General features: G+C 50.5%; 20 protein-coding genes and 3 tRNA genes. 14 read left to right on the top strand and 9 right to left on the bottom strand.

Annotated elements, in window-relative coordinates; genetic code table 11:
* The first annotated feature begins 33 nt into the window (after positions 1-33).
* From J1C60_RS15150 to J1C60_RS15120, 7 genes are all read left to right on the top strand, one after another.
* On the top strand, positions 34-1,428 hold the full coding sequence (locus J1C60_RS15150) for an MFS transporter (RefSeq protein ID WP_128179007.1): 1,395 nt from the start codon (positions 34-36) through the stop codon (positions 1,426-1,428).
* 99 nt (positions 1,429-1,527) lie between these two features.
* Positions 1,528-2,562, top strand: coding sequence for a LacI family DNA-binding transcriptional regulator (locus J1C60_RS15145; RefSeq protein ID WP_128179006.1), 1,035 nt, complete (start codon positions 1,528-1,530; stop codon positions 2,560-2,562).
* A 13-nt stretch (positions 2,563-2,575) separates the two neighbouring features.
* On the top strand, positions 2,576-3,562 hold the full coding sequence (locus tag J1C60_RS15140; RefSeq protein ID WP_128179005.1) for a nucleoside hydrolase: 987 nt from the start codon (positions 2,576-2,578) through the stop codon (positions 3,560-3,562).
* 115 nt (positions 3,563-3,677) lie between these two features.
* Positions 3,678-4,736 carry a catalase family peroxidase gene (locus J1C60_RS15135; protein WP_128179004.1) on the top strand — a complete coding sequence of 353 codons (1,059 nt, stop codon included), beginning with the start codon at positions 3,678-3,680 and terminating at the stop codon, positions 4,734-4,736.
* On the top strand, positions 4,733-5,272 hold the full coding sequence (locus tag J1C60_RS15130) for a cytochrome b (protein ID WP_128179003.1): 540 nt from the start codon (positions 4,733-4,735) through the stop codon (positions 5,270-5,272). The genes J1C60_RS15135 and J1C60_RS15130 overlap by 4 nt, the downstream gene beginning before the upstream one ends.
* Before the next feature lie 13 nt (positions 5,273-5,285).
* Entirely contained in the window at positions 5,286-5,786 is a 501-nt protein-coding gene (locus tag J1C60_RS15125) for an RNA polymerase sigma factor (RefSeq protein ID WP_128179148.1), read from the top strand.
* Entirely contained in the window at positions 5,783-6,532 is a 750-nt protein-coding gene (locus tag J1C60_RS15120) for an anti-sigma factor family protein (protein WP_128179002.1), read from the top strand. Before J1C60_RS15125 ends, J1C60_RS15120 begins: the two co-directional genes overlap by 4 nt.
* 92 nt (positions 6,533-6,624) lie before the next feature.
* Here J1C60_RS15120 and J1C60_RS15115 read toward each other — a convergent pair whose 3' ends face one another.
* From J1C60_RS15115 to J1C60_RS15105, 3 genes are all read right to left on the bottom strand, one after another.
* On the bottom strand, positions 6,625-7,089 hold the full coding sequence (locus J1C60_RS15115; protein ID WP_128179001.1) for a YbaK/EbsC family protein: 465 nt from the start codon (positions 7,087-7,089) through the stop codon (positions 6,625-6,627).
* A gap of 98 nt (positions 7,090-7,187) precedes the next feature.
* Positions 7,188-7,982: a siderophore-iron reductase FhuF gene (gene fhuF / locus J1C60_RS15110; protein WP_128179000.1), complete on the bottom strand. Its 795-nt coding sequence runs from the start codon at positions 7,980-7,982 to the stop codon at positions 7,188-7,190.
* 465 nt (positions 7,983-8,447) lie between these two features.
* Positions 8,448-9,545 (bottom strand): GGDEF domain-containing protein, encoded by a 1,098-nt coding sequence (locus J1C60_RS15105; protein WP_128178999.1) that lies wholly within the window; start codon positions 9,543-9,545, stop codon positions 8,448-8,450.
* A 457-nt stretch (positions 9,546-10,002) separates the two neighbouring features.
* On the opposite strand from J1C60_RS15105, the gene J1C60_RS15100 reads away from it, so the two are divergent.
* The gene (locus J1C60_RS15100) at positions 10,003-10,239 is read left to right on the top strand and encodes a DUF1435 domain-containing protein (protein ID WP_128178998.1); all 237 of its coding nucleotides are present in this window, start codon (positions 10,003-10,005) and stop codon (positions 10,237-10,239) included.
* Between the two features lie 41 nt (positions 10,240-10,280).
* On the opposite strand, the gene J1C60_RS15095 is transcribed toward J1C60_RS15100, so the two are convergent.
* The 4 genes from J1C60_RS15095 to rsmC all read right to left on the bottom strand — a co-directional run bounded on the left by J1C60_RS15095 (position 10,281) and on the right by rsmC (position 11,813).
* Positions 10,281-10,367, bottom strand: a tRNA-Leu gene (locus J1C60_RS15095).
* Positions 10,368-10,398: 31 nt separating this feature from the next.
* A tRNA-Leu gene (locus J1C60_RS15090) sits at positions 10,399-10,485 on the bottom strand.
* A gap of 33 nt (positions 10,486-10,518) precedes the next feature.
* Positions 10,519-10,605: transfer RNA gene (locus J1C60_RS15085), tRNA-Leu, on the bottom strand.
* Positions 10,606-10,778: 173 nt separating this feature from the next.
* The gene (gene rsmC / locus J1C60_RS15080; protein ID WP_128178997.1) at positions 10,779-11,813 is read right to left on the bottom strand and encodes a 16S rRNA (guanine(1207)-N(2))-methyltransferase RsmC; all 1,035 of its coding nucleotides are present in this window, start codon (positions 11,811-11,813) and stop codon (positions 10,779-10,781) included.
* 248 nt (positions 11,814-12,061) lie between these two features.
* Here rsmC and J1C60_RS15075 point away from each other — a divergent pair, with 248 nt between their 5' ends.
* Genes J1C60_RS15075 through yjjG form a run of 3 tightly spaced genes read left to right on the top strand, consistent with a single transcriptional unit; the run spans position 12,062 to position 13,596 of the window.
* Complete coding sequence (locus J1C60_RS15075; RefSeq protein ID WP_128178996.1) at positions 12,062-12,481, top strand: DNA polymerase III subunit psi; 420 nt, start codon at positions 12,062-12,064, stop codon at positions 12,479-12,481.
* Complete coding sequence (gene rimI, locus J1C60_RS15070; RefSeq protein ID WP_128178995.1) at positions 12,444-12,884, top strand: ribosomal protein S18-alanine N-acetyltransferase; 441 nt, start codon at positions 12,444-12,446, stop codon at positions 12,882-12,884. The genes J1C60_RS15075 and rimI overlap by 38 nt, the downstream gene beginning before the upstream one ends.
* A gap of 31 nt (positions 12,885-12,915) precedes the next feature.
* Positions 12,916-13,596 (top strand): pyrimidine 5'-nucleotidase, encoded by a 681-nt coding sequence (gene yjjG / locus J1C60_RS15065; protein WP_128178994.1) that lies wholly within the window; start codon positions 12,916-12,918, stop codon positions 13,594-13,596.
* 236 nt (positions 13,597-13,832) lie between these two features.
* Here yjjG and J1C60_RS15060 read toward each other — a convergent pair whose 3' ends face one another.
* Positions 13,833-14,714, bottom strand: coding sequence for an MBL fold metallo-hydrolase (locus J1C60_RS15060; protein ID WP_206612522.1), 882 nt, complete (start codon positions 14,712-14,714; stop codon positions 13,833-13,835).
* Between the two features lie 96 nt (positions 14,715-14,810).
* Positions 14,811-15,239, bottom strand: a complete 429-nt coding sequence (locus J1C60_RS15055) for a TOBE domain-containing protein (RefSeq protein ID WP_128178993.1) — start codon at positions 15,237-15,239, stop codon at positions 14,811-14,813.
* Between the two features lie 622 nt (positions 15,240-15,861).
* Here J1C60_RS15055 and prfC point away from each other — a divergent pair.
* The 3 genes from prfC to J1C60_RS15040 all read left to right on the top strand — a co-directional run bounded on the left by prfC (position 15,862) and on the right by J1C60_RS15040 (position 18,850).
* The gene (gene prfC, locus J1C60_RS15050) at positions 15,862-17,451 is read left to right on the top strand and encodes a peptide chain release factor 3 (protein ID WP_128178992.1); all 1,590 of its coding nucleotides are present in this window, start codon (positions 15,862-15,864) and stop codon (positions 17,449-17,451) included.
* 487 nt (positions 17,452-17,938) lie between these two features.
* Positions 17,939-18,550, top strand: a complete 612-nt coding sequence (gene osmY, locus J1C60_RS15045; RefSeq protein ID WP_128178991.1) for a molecular chaperone OsmY — start codon at positions 17,939-17,941, stop codon at positions 18,548-18,550.
* A gap of 138 nt (positions 18,551-18,688) precedes the next feature.
* The gene (locus J1C60_RS15040; protein WP_017800599.1) at positions 18,689-18,850 is read left to right on the top strand and encodes a DUF1328 domain-containing protein; all 162 of its coding nucleotides are present in this window, start codon (positions 18,689-18,691) and stop codon (positions 18,848-18,850) included.
* Positions 18,851-18,856: the final 6 nt, after the last annotated feature.

Raw genomic sequence — 18,856 nt, 5'->3', positions numbered from 1 at the left:
TCATAAGATCTCCTCAAATCAGGGAATTTTTACATGACTGCACACCACTCTGCTGAGCAACATGCCTCTTTGGCATCGCGTTCGGCTGCCGATGAGCGTCTGAGTACGGACGAAGGGCGTAAAGATTTTTGGCGCGCGACCTTCTCCTGCTGGCTCGGAACCGCAATGGAATACGCTGATTTTGCCCTGTATGGCCTGGCGGCCGGGATCATCTTTGGCGATGTTTTTTTCCCCGAATCTACCCCCGCAATGGCGTTACTCTCCAGTTTTGCTACCTGGTCAGTCGGTTTTATTGCACGTCCCATTGGTGCGCTGTTCTTTGGCTGGTTGGGCGATCGCAAAGGTCGTAAAGTCGTAATGATTGCCACCATTATCCTTATGGGGCTCTCTACCACGTTGATTGGTTTAATCCCCAGCTATGCATCAATTGGTCTGTGGGCGCCTGCCTGCCTGGTCATCCTGCGTTTTTCCCAGGGATTTGGTGCTGGCGCTGAGCTATCTGGCGGTACCGTGATGCTTGGCGAATATGCACCTGTTGAGCGTCGTGGCCTGGTGTCGTCCGTTATTGCTCTGGGTTCTAACAGCGGCACATTATTGGCTGCGCTGGTGTGGTTGCTGGTTGTACAGTTAGATCAGCAACAATTACAGGATTGGGGATGGCGTATTCCTTTCCTGTGCAGTTCGTTGATTGCTCTGACCGCACTGTGGATCCGCCGTAACCTGCGTGAAACTCCGGTATTTGAACGTAAAAAAGCACAGCTCCAGGCACAGCGTGCCGACGTAATGAAGACCACCCGCCATCAGAACGATACGCGTAGCGTCTGGCAGCGCAGTAAAGCGTTCTGGATTATGGTTGGGCTACGTATTGGTGAAAACGGCCCTTCATATTTGTCCCAGGGCTTTATTGTTGGCTACGTGGCGAAAGTGCTGATGGTCGATAAATCAGTTCCCACGACGGCGGTATTAATTGCTTCCGTACTGGGCTTCTTAATTATTCCTCTGGCTGGTTTTTTGTCTGACCGTTTTGGACGCCGTGTGACCTATCGCAGCTTTTGTCTGCTGCTGATTATTTATGCCTGGCCCGCCTTTATGTTACTTGATACGCGTGAACCCGCGATTGTCATCCCGACAATTGTGGTGGGAATGGCGTTAGCGTCGTTAGGGATTTTTGGCGTACAGGCGGCATGGGGCGTTGAAATGTTCGGCGTGCATCATCGCTATACTAAAATGGCTTTCGCGAAAGAGTTAGGGTCAATTTTGTCAGGTGGTACCGCACCGCTGATTGCGGCGGCAATGCTCACCTGGACCGGCCACTGGTGGCCAATTGCCATTTACTTCTCTGCTATGGCAGCGATTGGGTTCTTTACCACTTTTGTGGCGCCGGAAACGCGGGGACGTGACCTTAATCTTCCTGAGGATGCGATTTAACCGCACGATAATGCAGAGTAAGCCAGAATTATAGATCACGCTGGTCGGGTTTAGCCCGACTGGCTTTTTTGTTTGACGTCATTATGCACAGGTAAACGTTTGACTAAACAACCCCCTCATCGCGTGACACGTTCTGATGTCGCTAAACTGGCCGGAACCTCTGTCGCTGTGGTGAGCTATGTAGTGAATAATGGGCCTCGCCCGGTAGCGGAGGCAACGCGGCAACGCGTGCTCGATGCTATCAAGCAGACTGGATATCGGCCCAACGGGGTGGCGCGAGCCCTGGCTTCCGGCACGACCAAAACCTACGGGTTGGTGGTGCCCAATATATCCAACCCTTTTGTCGCCTCGCTGGCACATGCTCTGCTGCAGGAGTCATTGAATGACGGACAGGTGATGCTGCTGGGCGATGCCGGTGATGATCGGCAACGTGAACTTGAACTTATCCATAGCCTGCTGGGACGCCAGGTTGACGGCCTTTTTTATAACAGCGTGGATCGTCATCCTTACATTGATGTGCTCAAGGCCAGTGGAACCCCTTTTGTGATGCTGGATCGCGTTGATCCGGAATTAAACGTCAGTATGTTACGCGTCGATGAGCGCGCAGCTTCTCGGCAGGTCACGGAACATCTGTTAAGTCATGGCTATCAGGATGTAGGCATTATTTGCGGTCCTCCCGATATGCTGAACGCGCAGGATCGTATCAATGGCTGGCGGGATGCGATGGAAAGCCACCACTTGACCATTAATCCTGACTGGATTTTCCCCGCCAGTTATACGCGCGAGGGCGGTTATGACGCTGTACAGCGCATGTTGCAGAGCAACAGCCTACCGCGTGCGCTTTTCACCAGCAATGAAGCGCAGGCAATAGGCTGTATCCGCGCGTTGTCCGAGCATCGAATAGAGGTGCCGCAGCAGATCGCACTGGTCTGTTTTAACGGTACGGATCTGTCAGCATTTCATGTCCCGTCGCTGACGACGGTGCGTCAGCCTCTCGGAGAGATGGCAAAAACTGCGATGGCGATGCTTAAGGAGTGGAATGGCGAGGCGATGGTGCGTGAATTTGCCCATCGGCTCGAGATAGGCGAATCCTGCGGCTGCAAACAGGTTAAGCAGCAAAACACGATAAAATAAAGCTAAGAAAAAAATGAAACGATTAATTATTGATTGTGATCCGGGGAATGGTATTGCTGGGGCGAACGTCGATGATGGTCTGGCACTCGCGTTGGCGATTGCCTCTCCTGACATCGCTCTTGAACTGATCACCACCGTGGCAGGAAACACGCCGAGTGAGGTGGGATACCGTGTAGTGAAAGATCTGCTGGCGCGGTTGGGATTAACTATTCCGGTCCGGCAGGGAGAAACTCAGGCGCTTTGTGAGCCCGCGGGCCCATGGCGGCAGGCGCTTGATAAACGTGTGGACGATCTGGCGCTGTCGCATTTATGGCAGGGAGTGCGTCAACCGCAGTCAACGGAGCCGCCTGAACAGGGTGCGGTGGATGCGATGGGGCAGTTGATTTGTGACAACCCCGGCGAAATGACGCTGGTGGCGATCGGGCCGCTGACCAATGTAGCGCTGGCGATGCAGCGCTACCCGCAGATGGCGGAATCGGTAGCGGAAATTGCCATTATGGGAGGCGTATTCGCGCTGGATGATTACATCAAAGATACTAACTTCGGTCTTGATCCTGAGGCGGCGCATCAGGTATTGAATAGCGGTGCCAATATTACGCTGGTGCCGATGGATGTCACGACGCAGACGCTTATGACGCATCAGGATCTCGATCGTATTGCGCGAATTAATAAGCCTCTGGCGCGTTTTGTGACCGAAACCTTCCGTCCATGGATCGATTACTCCATGAGAAGTCGGCATTTATCCGGTTGCTGGATCCATGATGCGCTGGTGGTTGCCTGGTTGCTAAACCAGCATGTTGCAACGGCGGCGGATTATTACGCCGATATTGAGTTACGCGCGGGTGCAACGCGCGGCAAATCCTGGCGTTATCGTCAGCCACTGCGGGTCGATGTGGGTATTGAGCAGCCAGTCGGCGGTATGGTGCATATTTTGCAATCGGTGAATAACGTGCAGCTACTGACGATGCTGGAAAACATCCTTGCGCATTCACCCTGCTGATTGTCGGGCTGGTGTGCCGATAAAAACAAGGATGAAAAAATAATATTGCGTCACGGGAATAAAGTGAAAGCGCGTACGTCTTATAGGCTCATTGAGTGTGAGACGAGCAATAACCATGAGTCAATCCAACGCTTTATCTGCCGGACAACGTTTGCTACGGCTAACGGTGATCGGTGCTATCCCGCTGCTGCTGGTACTGCTTTTACTTTGGGCTGGAGGTTGGCTGACGCCACAGCAACTCTCTGCTGACAAGTTGGTCAATGTGCTGCAGCAGGCAGGAGGCGATCATCCTGGCTACCGGCGAAATCATGCTAAAGGCCTGTGTGTGATTGGCAGTTTTGAATCTAACGGTCGCGCCAGTGATCTGTCGCAGGCAACACTGTTTGCGGCAGGTAGTACGCCGGTTATTGGTCGTCTTGCTATCGCTGGTGGCAATCCGAATGCGGCAGATTTCGCGGTGCCAGTGCGCAGTATGGCGCTATCTTTCCATATGGCGGGAGGTGAAGAATGGCGCACGGGGATGAATGCGCTTCCTTTTTTCCCGGTGGCGACGGTAGCCGGTTTTTACGATCAGCAGAGCGCTTCTTTGCCTGATCCTGCAACCGGAAAACCGAATCCAGCGAAGATGCAGGCATTTATTGCCGCCCATCCCGAAGTGAAAGCGTTTATGGCATGGGTAAAACAACGCACGCCATCATCAAGCTGGGCCAGCGATCGATTTAACAGCCTGAATGCATTTCGTTTTATCGATAAATCCGGAAATAGCCATTTGGTGCGCTGGAGCATGGTACCGCAAACATCCTGGCAGCCAATCGGGGCGGCAGATAAGGAAAATAAAAACTTTCTGCAGCAGGATCTGAAACAGCGTTTGACGCAAGGTCCTTTGAAATGGGATCTGATCGTCACGCTGGCACAGCCTGGTGATGTGAGTAACGATGCATCTAAGGCGTGGCCAGTCGATCGTCAGACGCTGAATGCCGGTACGCTGGTGATCAACTCTGCTGTTGATCAAATGGATGGCCCTTGCAATAACATCAATTATGATCCGCTGATTTTGCCGAATGGTATTGCGGCATCAGACGATCCATTACTGAATGCACGTTCAGCCGCGTATGCTAAATCCTATAATCTCCGCACGCATGAAGAAGCGGCTCATCAGGGAAATCGTTCATGAAAAAGGTTACGCATTTCCATCCGGCGCTGCGCGTTATTCACTGGCTGATGGCCGTCGCGATTCTGGCAATGTTGTTTATTGGTGTGGCGATGGTTTCAACGGTGTCATCACTGCATAGCATGCTGGTAATGATCCATAAGCCTCTGGGAATCATGATTTTGCTGCTGGTTATGATTCGTTTGTGGCTACGCTTTCGCTATGTTACCCCCGCCTTACCCGCTTCGTTATCTGGCTGGCAGCAGGCGCTGGCGCATCTTTCACACGGGGTGCTATATGGACTGATGATTGCTCAGCCGTTGATCGGCTGGGCAATGCTTTCTGCGGCAGGCTATCCGATTACGCTGGGCTCTACCCTGCTGTTACCGCCAATCGTCCCGGTGAATAATGATTGGTACGCCGTACTGCGTTCGCTTCACAGTGTTGTTGCGTTGGCGCTATTTATTGCCGTGTTACTCCACTTAGCCGCTGCGCTTTTCCATGCGCTGCTACTGCGGGACGGTGTGTTCAGCAGCATGGCCGGCACGCGTAAACGTTAGGTACCACAACGTGATGACCGATAGTGAGATCCGTGAAGTAACACCACATCTGCAGCGTTTTGCACTGTGGCTGACGCGTAACCCGCACAGTGCAGAGGATCTGGTTCAGTCTTGTCTGACAAAAGCGCTGATGCGTCAGCATCAGCGTAATGAGCAGCAGAGTCTGCGTGCGTGGCTATTTGCGATCCTGTACCGGCTGTTTATTGATGGTGAGCGGCGGCGCAAGCGTTATCAAAAGCTGTTGACCTTTTTCACCGGCGAGGAGGGCGTCAGCGCGTCAGCCGAAACGCTCGCCATTGTTGATGATACGTTGGCGCAATTCGCCACGTTACCTACCGATTATCGTGCCTTGTTATTGCTGATTAGCGTTGAGGGACTCAGTTATCAGGAGGCAGCAGAAGCGCTGGATATTCCTGTTGGCACGGTGATGTCCCGCCTGTCCCGCGCGCGTAAGCAACTGCATGAAAAGATGGAAGGGAATGCGCCACCCAAGCCTCTGAGGAGATTGAAATGAGCCTACCGCCTAATGAGCAGGATCTACATGCATGGCTGGATGGTGAAGCGGATGCGACGTTATCCCGGCGCATTGAAGATTATCTCGTAGCCCATCCGCAACGAGCCGAAGAGGTGGAGGGATGGCGGCGCGACGCGCAGTTACTGCGTCAGGCCATGCCCCTTCAGCGATTTAGCATGGCGCAATCGGTGCCGCAGCAGTTGCGCCGACGCGTACGGCAGCAGCGGCAATGGAAATTGGCTGGCGCTTTCGCGCTGATAATGACGCTGGGAGTCGGCGGATATTCAGGTTGGCAACTGAAAGATTCCCAGCTTTCCGCACAACGTTTGCCGATGGAAGATGCGGTACAGGCCTATAAGCTTTTTGGGGGAACGGCGCTGGCCAGCTTAGATATCTCTGCCAGCCAACAACAGGTGGTAGGCCAGTGGATGAGCCGCTATTTTATCAACGGTAATGTCCCGCCAAATCTTGAACAGTTTGGTTTCAAACAGTTGGGAGCCCGCCTCATGGCAACTGAACAGGGGCCATCCGCATTAGTGATGTATCAGAATCCGCAGGGGCTACGGGTAGCCTGGTATATACGTCCAATACGCCCGCTCAAACTGCCACATGGTCAACGTCAGGCCGATGAGTTGATCGCGCAATACTGGAGTGATAATCACTATAATTATGCGCTGGTTAGCCCGATGTCTACGCATTCGCAGATTGGCGATTTGCGCAAAGCCGTTGCGCTGTCCAATAGCTAAGCGATTGATATTCTACTACCTGGCTTCGCCGGACCTCTTATCTGGCGCGCTGTCAGCCCGCCTTTCCTCTTGCTTAGTGTAATGATGTGAGATCAGGCGGGCAGACAGACATCAACCCACTGCGCGTTGGTTAATTCTGCCATGTATTGCGGTGAAATACGGACCGCGCTGTGGATTGCTCCAGCGGCAGGCAGTACCTCATCGAAGCTTTTCAGCGAGATATCACAAAATACCTGTAACGGATTTTCAAGCCCAAATGGGCAGACGCCTCCCACGGGGTGACCTGTCCAGTTTACGACTTCGTCGGTAGTGAGCATTCTGGCTTTTGCGCCCAACGTCTCTTTTAGCTTTCGATTATCAAGCCGTGCATCGCCACGCGTGACAACTAAAACTACCTGTTCTTTGACTTTCAGGGAGAGTGTTTTGGCGATTTGTCCTGGTTCAACGTGATGTGCACGTGCAGCCAGAACAACCGTTGCTGTACTTTCCGCCAGCTCAATAATTTCAATCTCAGGGGCGCGATCGGCAAAAAATTGCCGTACAGACTCCAGGCTCATGCTTTTCTCCAGACCATTTGAGGCTGATAAAACTGCCATAATGTCCGTAATCTGTAAACGGAGAAACCGCAGAAAAGTCGAAGGGAAGGGCTGTCGCGCTACACTGGCTTCAGCGTGCAATCACCGCAGCGCTGTATACCCGGCAGACGATAACGCTGGCAGCAGCAGCGACGTTGCATATCACCCCCGCGCGGTATGACGCTGCGATAAAGAGGGTTATCGCAGCCATCAGGGCGTTCCCGGCTAAAAAAAAGTGCGTGTTCCAGCATTATACGCGTATCTTCAGCCAACAGAGGTTCCAATTCTCCCAGGAACCAGTGCATCAGATAACCGATATTGTTCCAAATGAGTCGGGCGTTGATCTCACCTTGTTGCTCAATGGCCTGCGTCACTGGAATCAGATGACGTTGAATCATGCGGTCAATACGCTGGTGTGCATTGAGATAACGGGCACCTTTATCCTCTCGCACGTTAAGCCAGAAAATCGCCGGACGCCCGCTGTCGTGAAATTCAACGTGAAAATGCTGTGGGGAACAGTCAATCGACCGCGTTTCAAACAGCAGGGCCATCATCATTGGCGGCACAACCAAACCGAAATACCACTGAGCCCATAGCGAGTGTAGCGGTTTCGCTTCACGGGGGAGGTTCTGATGCTGGCGATAAATATCATCGGCATAGCGCGTGCTGAGCTGCAGGAATGTTTTGCGCCTGGACCAGTAATCAAGAGTCATACACCGGGCAGGCGCCTCTTCACCCAGTTTGATGGCATCAAGAAAATAAGCACGGTGTTGTCTAAACAGCGTATGCAATGCGGCGCCAAGTGAGCGATCGCTATGCAGAAAGATTAGCGGATATGCGCCGTACTCATGAACCTGACGCGTAATGATTGCCATCGAGCATCCTGTGTGACGTTTAAAAGTTAAATGATAATCATTCTTGATAGTATCGAAGTCAGGCGTGACAGGCAAGGCCAGACGAGGAGGCAACGTGACGCGACTCATTTTCAGGAGAAGAGATTAAGCAGGCTGAAGAATAAAAACTATTCTGCTCAAAATGATTTAACGGTGTGCTATTAATCCTCAATAAACATTATGCTGAGTATTTTCTGAAAATGACGAGCAGGAAATGGCAGAAAAAAGTAGTGGAGGGACCCTCAATCAGCATTGCTCATCATTATTTATCACCTTAATATGCGAAAATAAATTCCGGTTTAGAATAAATATGGGATGCTGAAGCCAATAGCGCGTCTGCATTTTCAGGAAAAAATCCTCGTTTTATTTAGCCGGATGAAACTATTAACAGACTAATCTACTTTAAGTAATAATAGTCGATAAGCCTGGTTAACGGTTTAATTTATGTCAAATCATATCGACAGATTGTGGACTGTTGGGTTCGGCGATAGCCTCATAGCAAATAATCGCGTTTCTACCCTGACTTTTGGCCAGATAAAGCGCGCGATCGGCCTTGGCTAAGGCCTGGTCAAAATCATTTTCAAATAAAGGCGCAATACCGGCACTGATCGTTACATGGGGCGAAACCTGTTCATTAAAGCGGTGGGGGATGGCCAGACCGATTACATACTGACGGATTCGCTCAGCCAGTTTCATCGCCATTGGAGCGTTCACATTCGTCAATAGCACTAAAAATTCCTCGCCACCATAACGGGTTACGATATCGCGTGAGCGTACGGCGTTGCGAATGGCTACCGACACCCGGGCTAGCGCGCGATCGCCCATTGCATGGCCGTAATTATCGTTATATGCCTTAAAGTGATCGATATCCAACAACAGAACAAAGTGGCTTCCTGAATGATTTTTTAGCACGTTTGCTAATCGATTTTTCAAGCCGCGGCGATTATATAATCCGGTAAGAGGATCAAGCATACTGAGATCGCTGAAGGTTTCTTTCTCTTCATTCAACTGGCTCATCAGACGGCGGATAAAACCATCGCTACGGCGTTGCATCAGATGATGCAGTGTGAACCCCAGTAGCGGGAGTGCGATGGTAAACAGCAGCATCAGCAGGTTGTGGCCCTGATCCAGCACCAGGATGGTGATGGCAGGGGGAACGCTATGCAGACAGAATGCCAGCAGATGATCGCCCAATGCGATGGAGCTGACAAAAAAGATACTGATCAAGCTTACCAGCAGATAGCTGCCGTCGAAATAAAACATTAATGAATACTTGAGTGAAATATGCCAGGCCCACAATATGCCAATAATAAAGGCTGCGGCATTTAATAGTGGCAATTTGCTGCGCGACTTTAAAAAGGCCCAAAGTAATAATGCCAGGCTTAGACCGGGGATTAACAATCCGGGCGGCGTGATCTTCATGACGGCATTGTGCGACGGGCCAAACAGGAAAAAAAGTGAAATTGCCGTGTTTAAAAAAAGAAAAAGCATTAGAGATAGCCGATATTTGCTATGAAGCAATTCATCGTAAGATTGTACTTTCATTTTTTATACTCTTGGCTACCCTGAAATATCAAGGCACTATTCAAAGATGTTCTATTTATTATTCATCCAGGAATAACTCAGCTTATTATACTCACCCTATTTCAGGCAGCACCGGTGCTGCCCGTGTTCAATAGCCTCAATCATCTGGCGCTGTAAGTTGATGCCATGGCCAGCGCGAGTGTGGTTCAGACGAGTAAGCAGGTTTATCTCTTACTCGGCCATATTGAGGCTGCTCGAATCCGCCCGAATTGAAGGGGACATATTTTTTTAGTTTAAATAACGATCGTTTGCAATCTATCACTTTCGTACTGGTCTGTCATCTCTCTGCACAGAGTTTCAACAATTCAGCTGCAAAATGATAAAAATTATCATATGATATTGGTAATCATTATCATTCAATGGTCGTGATCTTGCAGGTATCAGGGGGGATTACGGCGTATGAAAATGGAGAAGCAGTATGACGATCAAACAGCTGGATAGTGCCTGGGGCGTGTTGCTGCCCTGTGCTTTGATACCGCTGATAGTGTCGCTGGAGTTAACTTTTTTACAGTGGCGAGTATTAATAGCGGTCGCGCTGCTGGCAACCATTGGTATGTTGTACCACAAGCGATTACGCCATTACTTATTACTGCCATCATGCATTGCAGTCGCAGGAGGATTAGTGGCGGCTTCATTACATTTTACCGCGCATTAGCTGGCGGTGAGAGATCAGGAAAAAGAAGTGGGTTTACAACCTGGTGCGAAGAGAGGGACTTGAACCCTCACGTCCGTTAAGACACTAACACCTGAAGCTAGCGCGTCTACCAATTCCGCCACCTTCGCATCGTCGTTGTAAAATTCATATCACCCCATTTGGTGCGAAGAGAGGGACTTGAACCCTCACGTCCGTTAAGACACTAACACCTGAAGCTAGCGCGTCTACCAATTCCGCCACCTTCGCTCAGATGTAAGGCAATATGAATATCGTGGTTGTTGGTGCGAAGAGAGGGACTTGAACCCTCACGTCCGTTAAGACACTAACACCTGAAGCTAGCGCGTCTACCAATTCCGCCACCTTCGCGTACCGGCAATACTTTACAGTATTGCAACCACGGAGGCGCATTCTAGAGGTTTTCCTCGGGACGTCAATAGAAATTTCGCTGTCGCCGGATGATTGCACGAAAAAGCGCGGTCCGGTAGTTGATACACAGAATCAGCATGTTGCGCGGCACCGATCGGGCACCGCGCGTGCGGTTAACGTTTGGCTTTGGCGCCGCGTCCCATTATTGCGCGGTACACTTTAAAACGACCGTTTTGTAGCAGCACTTCATGGCTGCCAAAGGTTTCATCCAGCACGTTAGGATAGGGCAGGAACGCGTTTGCGACGATGCGCAGTTCTCCCCCGATATTCAGATGCTTCGCTGCGCCACGGATCAGTGTTTGCGCGGCATCAAGACTGGTTTGTACTCCGTCATGGAACGGTGGATTAGAGATAATCATATCGAAGCGGTTAGTCACGTCGGAATAGACGTTACTGGCAAAGACCTCGCCTTCCAGTTGGTTTGCCGCCAGCGTCGCTTTACTGGCTTCAATCGCCGCCGCATTCACATCAGTGAGCCACAGGCGCACCTTGGGGGATCGCGTAGCGAGCAGCGCGGAAAGTACGCCTGCACCACAGCCAACATCCAGTACTTTCCCTTTCATATGTGGATTCAGGGTAGAGAGCAGCAGCCCGGTACCAACATCCAGGCCGTCGCGGCTAAACACGCCCGGTAATGTTTTGATGGTAAGTCCATCTACGGCATATTCATCCCAGAAATCTTCGGCGTTAAACTCAGGCTGTTTATCCAGACGGCCATGATAGAAACCGCAGCGACGCGCACTATCGATTTTAGTGAGGGTAGCCCATTCATCAATCATCTGTTCAGCGCTACGCACACCACTGCGGTTTTCGCCCACGACAAAAACATCGCTGCCAATCGGTAATAATGAAAGCAGGTTTTGTAACTGGAACAGGGCTTCTGGTTTATTTTTTGGCCAGTAGTAAATTAAGGTGTCACATTCTGCAGCCATTGCTGCGGTCGTGACCAATCCATAATATGCATGTTCACCCATCGTCCGGCTGAGGATCTGCCAGTGATGATATTGCTGGGTATGAGCCTTACTGAGCGCGGTCTCCAGTTGAGCGGGCAGGTCGTCCTGCAGGTCACCAGCGAATAACACGCGGCGTTCAATAAATTCATCACTGTGGCGCAGAATCACTTCACTGGCCGGGGTAAAAGCGGACATCGGATGGCTCCTTACAAATCAGAGCGAGGAGTATATACCCAAAGCAATTAGAGATGCAGCAGGAGTGCATTTCGTTGAGATATTCGCTTGAGTGGTGAAGGGGTTATTGGCGGATTTTGGTGGTTTTTGCTAGCATGGCGGCGCACACGGTGGAACTCCTTTCGTCTGCAGCGTCAGAGGCTAGCGCATCTGCACATGCTCAATCGCTGTTCTCACGGCTCCATCCGCATCCGCAACAAGGGAAAAGAATGTCTTCCAGACGCGACTGGTTACTACAGCAAATGGGGATTACGCAGTATACGCTGCGGCGCCCGCGTGCTCTGCAGGGAGAAATTGCGCTCGCTTTGCCTACTGACACGCGACTGCTGATTGTGGCGTCAGTTCCCCCTTCTACCGAAGACCCGCTGGTGAGCGATGTATTGCGTTCGCTGACGCTTGCGCCACATGAGGTGGTGATCCTGACGCCGGACAGGCTTGCGATGCTGCCGGAAGAGCGTCAATGCGCCAGCTGGCTGCTTGGCGTTGATGAGACGATTGCCATAAAAGGCGTTCAATTGTCGTCCCCTGCTCTTGATGAGCTTTACCATAATGCCGATGCCAAACGTGCACTCTGGCAGCAGATTTGTGAATATGAATCAGATTTCTTTACTCACATCGAACGATCTTAATTGTGCATTTGCGATTGAGCAGCGCAGCCATGCTTTTCCCTGGACGGAAAAAACGTTTGCCAGCAATCAGGGGGAACGTTATCTCAACTTCCGACTTGATGTTGATGGTGTCATGGCGGCGTTTGCTATTACGCAGATAGTGCTTGATGAAGCCACCCTGTTTAATATTGCGGTCGATCCTGTTTTTCAACGTCGTGGCTTAGGACGTGAACTTCTGCAGCATCTTATTGATGTCTTATTGCAACGCGGTATTGTCACCTTATGGCTGGAGGTCCGCGCCTCCAATACCGGGGCGATTGCGCTTTATGAGGCGCTGGATTTCAATGAAGTCTCGCTACGACGTAATTATTATCCGACCGTTTCCGGGCGTGAGGATGCGATTATTATGGCGCTAACACTATAAAGTCGTTTTGGGTATCTAAGGATTTGAGTAAATGTTGAAAAATTGGGACTGGATCTTATTTGACGCTGACGACACGCTCTTTCATTTTGATGCTTTTGCCGGCTTGCAGCGCCTTTTTCTGAGTTATGACGTGCAGTTTACGGCTGAAGATTTCGATGATTATCAGGCGCTGAATAAACCATTATGGGTAGATTACCAGAATGGCGCCATCACGGCACTACAGCTGCAGCTTCAACGTTTTGCGCGTTGGGGCGAAAAATTAAACGTGGAGCCCGCGACGTTAAACCGTGGTTTTTTGGAGGCGATGGCACACGTCTGCCAGCCACTGGATGGCGCGCTTGAGCTGCTTGAAATGCTTAAAGGCCAGGTCAAAATAGGGATCATCACCAATGGTTTTACCGCATTACAGCACGCCCGACTGGAGCGTACCGGGTTTCTTGGCTATTTTGATTTACTGGTGATCTCAGAGCAGGTGGGGTATGCAAAACCTCATCCCGCTATTTTTGATTATGCGCTGGAACGTATGGGACACCCCTCGCGTGATCGCGTGATGATGATCGGGGATAACCCTGATTCGGATATCCTTGGTGGGATAAATGCGGGGATCGCTACCTGCTGGCTCAACGTCGATGAGCGTCCTGCGCCAGAAGGTATTACACCCACCTGGCAGGTAAAAAGCTTGCACCAACTGCGGGCTCTTATTTCTGCTTAGCTTTTCGTTACCCGCCGGGAAATAATGCGAAAGGCATAATTGAATGCAGCAACAATCGCTGGTGTCGTCAGCGCGCCTGAGGCGTTTTAGTCCTGAAAAGGCACACGAAGGCACACGTTTGAAAGCCAAACCCCGTTTCGTGCTGTGTCAACGATGTATGGGGAAGATGCTGTCCATTTGCTCTACAGCACGACCAGGACATGCCGCCTTCCTGGGAAGGAAGGCGGGAGGTACGATTACTCTGCAGCCTGGAAAGCGTAATGGTCGCCTTTAGCCACAATATAGCCCACACCCGGGAAAGGGAAATGAGGGGAAAAAATTAGCTCATGGTCCGCTGCCAGTTTTGCCAGCAGCGCTTTACGGCTAGCCATTCCCTTAGCGCGATCGGTATCATAATCAATCGCCCATTCTGGTTTCACAAGGGAAATGATGGAGCTATGCGCTGAATCACCAATATCTAACAGGCGCGCTTTGCCAGAAGTAATCTGGTAGCCAACATGGCCTGGAGTGTGGCCCTGCAGGGGAACCGATTTGATGCCTGGCAGCATTTGGTCGCCTGGTGTGAAGGTTTTAACCTGTGGCTGAATAATTTTCACCAACGTAGCCATTTCGGGCTGTGTCTGAAGCCACGCCCAATCCGGAGCGGAGATTCGCACCGTGGCTTTGGTAAAGGCTTGCTTGCCATCTGCCGTCACCAGCCCGCTAATATGGTCGATGTGAACGTGGGTGATCAGTACATCCGTTATCTGCTCAGGTCGGTAGCCCGCTTTTTCCAGGTTTGGAACCAGTTGGCCTTGAGCGGCAGGACCCAGCCCGGTATCGATCAGAACGTTTTTCTGACCGTCTTTTATCAGCAAACCATCAATGCTGAGCCTAATGCGATCTGTCGGTGCGCCAGCACGCGATAAGACATCTGCTACCGCCTTTTCTCCCACGTCCACGCCAAACACTTTGGCATCATTAGGAATATAGTTTTCCTTATCATGGAGTGCCGTAATCTGAAGCTTATCCAGTTGAAAGGTTTTGAATGCCGGGATATCGGCCGCTGTAGTATCTGCCAGGGCGAAGGAGGAGTAGCAGGCCGCAAGAAGACCCGACATAATCAGTTTTTTCATCATCAATACTCTCTTGGATTAACCCGACAATGGGTGTTTTAGCATCTCATTGGCAATGAAAACGTCGTTTGCCGAACAAGTAAAAACCGGTATTACTTTTTAACCTTTAACCGCGATCATTACGGAAGAGGCTTTCACCAGCGCCAGCAGACGACTCCCTGCTTTAAGGGCCATCTCCTCAGCGGCTTCATTTGTTACCACTGCGGTTAGCGAAAAACCCGCATCGGTTTGAACATGTACGGTGGTATTAACTGCGCCTTCCAGAATCGTTTTAACCGTGCCTGGAAACTGATTGCGGGCGGAGAACTTATAACCACAGTCTTCGCTTGCCAGTATGACCCACGGAGCCTTAATGAGGGCAATAGCCTCTTTGCCATGGACCAGTCCAAGAGCTTCTTTACTGGTGCGCGTGACGACAGCAACCAACTTGCCTCCACCACTTAGCGTTAATTCTATTTCGTCATTAACCGCGCCGTCCGTAACGTTGTTGATGATACCGGTTAACTGATTACGAGCTGAAATGGTCATTGTGCTTCCTCTCGTGGATTCAAAAATAATAAATTACGCCAAGAATAGAGTGAGCCGCTATTTTTTTATATTTATTTTCTATAACTGCCAAATATTAAAGCGTTTCAGAGTACTACAGCCGCTCCTGATGAGCAGACAGGGGGGATGGCGGGGTTAACCGGCCCGGTAAATCTGAGGTTTGTATTATCTTTCTCTCGTTCTACCCGGGCTTACCACACACTTTTCGAAGCGTTGTTACTGATTCTGTCATTGCTTCTTAATAATGGCAGGGAATAAACGATTTTTTATCGCGCTGTAAATATTGGGATTGTTAATAGTACGCAGACTTTCCGCCGGCATGATGGGTAAATCACTAAAGATATGACACAGACATTTTATCTGGGCGGCGATATGGGCGCTGCATCAAGCCTTGTCAGGTACAACATCCCGTGAGCTAGCGCCATCACCCGTTCGACTGGTAATGGCGGATACGGCTTCCTCAATGTCTGATGGTTACAATAAGGGGGGATTTAACATTGTTAAACCGTCGCAGATCGGCGAAAATGCCGCCCATTAAGACTAATTGCCTGTGATTTGCACCGTTTACGGCCCGGCATCGCAGCACCAAACCAGAAGATTCCCAATGTCTAATGCACCTTTTATGCAAGAAGTGGCGCGTCGCCGCACTTTTGCCATTATTTCTCACCCGGATGCCGGTAAAACGACCATCACCGAAAAAGTTCTGCTGTTCGGACAGGCGATTCAGACCGCCGGTACGGTGAAAGGCCGTGGCTCCAGTCAGCATGCAAAATCCGACTGGATGGAGATGGAAAAACAACGTGGTATCTCGATTACCACCTCGGTTATGCAGTTCCCTTATCGGGAATGCCTGGTCAACCTGCTGGATACACCGGGACATGAAGACTTCTCGGAAGATACCTATCGTACGCTGACCGCAGTTGACTGTTGCTTGATGGTGATCGACGCCGCGAAGGGCGTTGAGGATCGTACCCGTAAACTGATGGAGGTCACTCGCCTGCGCGATACGCCGATCCTGACGTTTATGAATAAACTTGACCGTGATATTCGTGATCCAATGGAAGTGCTGGATGAGGTGGAGAGCGAGCTGAAAATCGCCTGCGCACCAATCACCTGGCCGATTGGCTGCGGCAAGCTGTTTAAGGGGGTCTACCATCTGTATAAAGATGAAACCTATCTTTACCAGACGGGGAAAGGACATACCATCCAGGAAGTTCGCATTGTTAAAGGGCTTAATAACCCGGATCTCGACCAGGCCATTGGCGATGATCTGGCAGTGCAACTGCGTGAAGAGCTAGAGCTGGTGCAAGGTGCATCACATGAGTTTGAAAAAGAGGCCTTTCTCGCGGGGCGGTTGACGCCGGTTTTCTTTGGTACCGCGTTGGGTAACTTCGGCGTAGACCATATGCTTGATGGACTGGTGGAATGGGCACCATCGCCGATGCCGCGCCAGACCGATGCCCGAACCGTGATTGCCGCAGACGAGAAATTTAGCGGTTTCGTATTTAAAATTCAGGCCAATATGGATCCGAAACACCGTGACCGCGTAGCATTTATGCGCGTCGTGTCAGGAAAATATGAAAAAGGCATGAAGCTGCGCCAGGTCCGTATCGGCAAAGATGTGGTGATTTCAGATGCGCTAACCTTTATGGCGGGTGACCGTTCGCACGTTGAAGAAGCTTTCCCGGGTGATATCATCGGTTTGCATAACCACGGCACAATTCAGATCGGTGACACTTTTACGCAGGGCGAAAATATGAAGTTCACGGGTATTCCGAACTTCGCGCCGGAACTGTTTCGCCGCATTCGCCTGCGCGATCCGCTGAAACAGAAACAGCTGCTGAAGGGGCTGGTGCAGTTGTCGGAAGAGGGGGCCGTGCAGGTATTCCGTCCGGTACATAATAACGATTTGATCGTGGGTGCGGTGGGGGTGCTGCAGTTTGATGTAGTGGTAGCGCGTCTGAAGAGCGAATACAACGTTGAGGCAATCTACGAAGCTATCAACGTTTCTACCGCCCGCTGGGTCGAGTGTGCTGATGCGAAGAAATTCGATGAATTTCAACGAAAAAATGAGGTGAATCTTGCCCTGGATGGCGGTGATAATCTGACATACATCGCGCCAACCATGGTGAACCTCAATATTACTCAGGAACGCTATCCTGATGTGGTATTCCGCAAAACGCGTGAGCATTAATCATCGTCGCTCGCCGCAAAAACAAGCAGTTTAAAGTGTGATGAGATAGCAAAGGGGCGGCAGACGCCCCTTTTGTCTTTCTTTTACCCATTCTGATACAGACTCCTCTTAAAAAAACGCTTTCTTAGCGCTTTTGCCTGTTTTTAAACCAGAAATATCAGCAAAAACATAATTCCTGACTATGCTTGATCGTGTCGGGTGCTCATTCATGTGGTGATTTCACCCATCATCCGATTAAACAGCTGCCTTATTCGGTGTATTTGACGTGGTATCAGGATTGACGCGCTAGCGCCTGGTGCGACTTCAATTATTAAGGGGATATACCGCGATATTTGCCGCAAGGCGTCGGTTTCATGAACCTCTTCTGGCTATGTTGTTGCTGGAATGCTTCGTTTACCGTTCCTGCCAGGCGAATAAAACGCCCCGGGCTGGCTGTAAGACAAAGCTCACCGTTGTGGGCGCATCAATAGATAGAAGGAATATATCGATGAATAACACTAAGATTTCAAAAACACTGATGGCTGTAATGGTGGGGAGTGCTTTGATGAGCGGTTCCGTGTTGGCAGAAAGCATGACGCAAAAAGCAGAAGCCACCGCCAGCAGTACGGGTTCTAAAATCGATAGTTCTATGAAAAAAGTCGACGGGTATATGGGCGACAGTTCTGTTACGGCGAAGGTGAAAGCCGCGCTAGTTGACGATGATGCGATTACCAGTACCGATATATCAGTAGAAACCCACGAAAGTGTGGTAACGCTGAGCGGTTTTGTGACGTCACAGGACCAGGCGGAAAAAGCCGTTGCGCTTGCGGAAAAAATAGAAGGCGTTAAATCCGTCAGTGACAAACTACATGTTAAAGACAGCAAAAAACAATCCATGGCTGGTTATGCCGGCGATACTGCAACGACCAGCGAAATTAAAGCTAAACTATTAGCTGATGACATTGTTCCGTCACGTAATGTGAAAGTAGAAACCACGGATGGCGTTGTTCAACTTTCCGGCGAAGTCAAAACGGATGCACAGTCTGCCCGCGCGGAAAGTATCGCGAAAGCGATTGACGGAGTAAAAAGTGTTAAGAATGACCTGATGGTTAAACCTTAACAACAACGTCGCAGGCAGTAGTGATAGCGAACCTGCCTGCGGAGTACACGTTCGAAAATAAAGAGAAAATTCGTGGGGATTTACCCCGAATTGGATGACACAAGCAGTTCGATTTTTACTATGGGTAAGGAGAGGCTTATGTTTCGTTGGGGTATTATCTTTCTGATTGTCGCGTTGATTGCAGCTGCGTTAGGGTTTGGTGGTCTTGCCGGTACAGCAGCATGGGCTGCAAAAATCGTTTTCGTAGTCGGTATCATCTTGTTCCTGGTGAGCTTGTTTACCGGTCGTAAACGACCCTAGTAAGTT

This window comes from [Pantoea] beijingensis, from assembly GCF_022647505.1.
GTDB classification, from domain to species: Bacteria; Pseudomonadota; Gammaproteobacteria; order Enterobacterales; family Enterobacteriaceae; genus Erwinia; species Erwinia beijingensis.
This window is presented reverse-complemented; position numbering and strand designations above follow the sequence as displayed.

Excerpts from the sequence above, each read along its gene's own strand:
- J1C60_RS15100 (WP_128178998.1), top strand. The coding sequence starts at position 10,003 with ATGACGATCAAACAGCTGGATAGTGCCTGGGGCGTGTTGCTGCCCTGT.
- J1C60_RS15130 (WP_128179003.1), top strand. The coding sequence starts at position 4,733 with ATGAAAAAGGTTACGCATTTCCATCCGGCGCTGCGCGTTATTCACTGG.
- rimI (WP_128178995.1), top strand. The coding sequence starts at position 12,444 with ATGAATCAGATTTCTTTACTCACATCGAACGATCTTAATTGTGCATTT.
- J1C60_RS15120 (WP_128179002.1), top strand. The coding sequence starts at position 5,783 with ATGAGCCTACCGCCTAATGAGCAGGATCTACATGCATGGCTGGATGGT.
- J1C60_RS15125 (WP_128179148.1), top strand. The coding sequence starts at position 5,286 with ATGACCGATAGTGAGATCCGTGAAGTAACACCACATCTGCAGCGTTTT.
- J1C60_RS15075 (WP_128178996.1), top strand. The coding sequence starts at position 12,062 with ATGTCTTCCAGACGCGACTGGTTACTACAGCAAATGGGGATTACGCAG.
- J1C60_RS15055 (WP_128178993.1), bottom strand. The coding sequence starts at position 15,239 with ATGACCATTTCAGCTCGTAATCAGTTAACCGGTATCATCAACAACGTT.
- J1C60_RS15105 (WP_128178999.1), bottom strand. The coding sequence starts at position 9,545 with ATGAAAGTACAATCTTACGATGAATTGCTTCATAGCAAATATCGGCTA.
- fhuF (WP_128179000.1), bottom strand. The coding sequence starts at position 7,982 with ATGGCAATCATTACGCGTCAGGTTCATGAGTACGGCGCATATCCGCTA.
- J1C60_RS15150 (WP_128179007.1), top strand. The coding sequence starts at position 34 with ATGACTGCACACCACTCTGCTGAGCAACATGCCTCTTTGGCATCGCGT.
- J1C60_RS15115 (WP_128179001.1), bottom strand. The coding sequence starts at position 7,089 with ATGAGCCTGGAGTCTGTACGGCAATTTTTTGCCGATCGCGCCCCTGAG.
- J1C60_RS15060 (WP_206612522.1), bottom strand. The coding sequence starts at position 14,714 with ATGATGAAAAAACTGATTATGTCGGGTCTTCTTGCGGCCTGCTACTCC.
- yjjG (WP_128178994.1), top strand. The coding sequence starts at position 12,916 with ATGTTGAAAAATTGGGACTGGATCTTATTTGACGCTGACGACACGCTC.
- J1C60_RS15140 (WP_128179005.1), top strand. The coding sequence starts at position 2,576 with ATGAAACGATTAATTATTGATTGTGATCCGGGGAATGGTATTGCTGGG.
- prfC (WP_128178992.1), top strand. The coding sequence starts at position 15,862 with ATGTCTAATGCACCTTTTATGCAAGAAGTGGCGCGTCGCCGCACTTTT.
- J1C60_RS15040 (WP_017800599.1), top strand. The coding sequence starts at position 18,689 with ATGTTTCGTTGGGGTATTATCTTTCTGATTGTCGCGTTGATTGCAGCT.
- rsmC (WP_128178997.1), bottom strand. The coding sequence starts at position 11,813 with ATGTCCGCTTTTACCCCGGCCAGTGAAGTGATTCTGCGCCACAGTGAT.
- J1C60_RS15135 (WP_128179004.1), top strand. The coding sequence starts at position 3,678 with ATGAGTCAATCCAACGCTTTATCTGCCGGACAACGTTTGCTACGGCTA.
- osmY (WP_128178991.1), top strand. The coding sequence starts at position 17,939 with ATGAATAACACTAAGATTTCAAAAACACTGATGGCTGTAATGGTGGGG.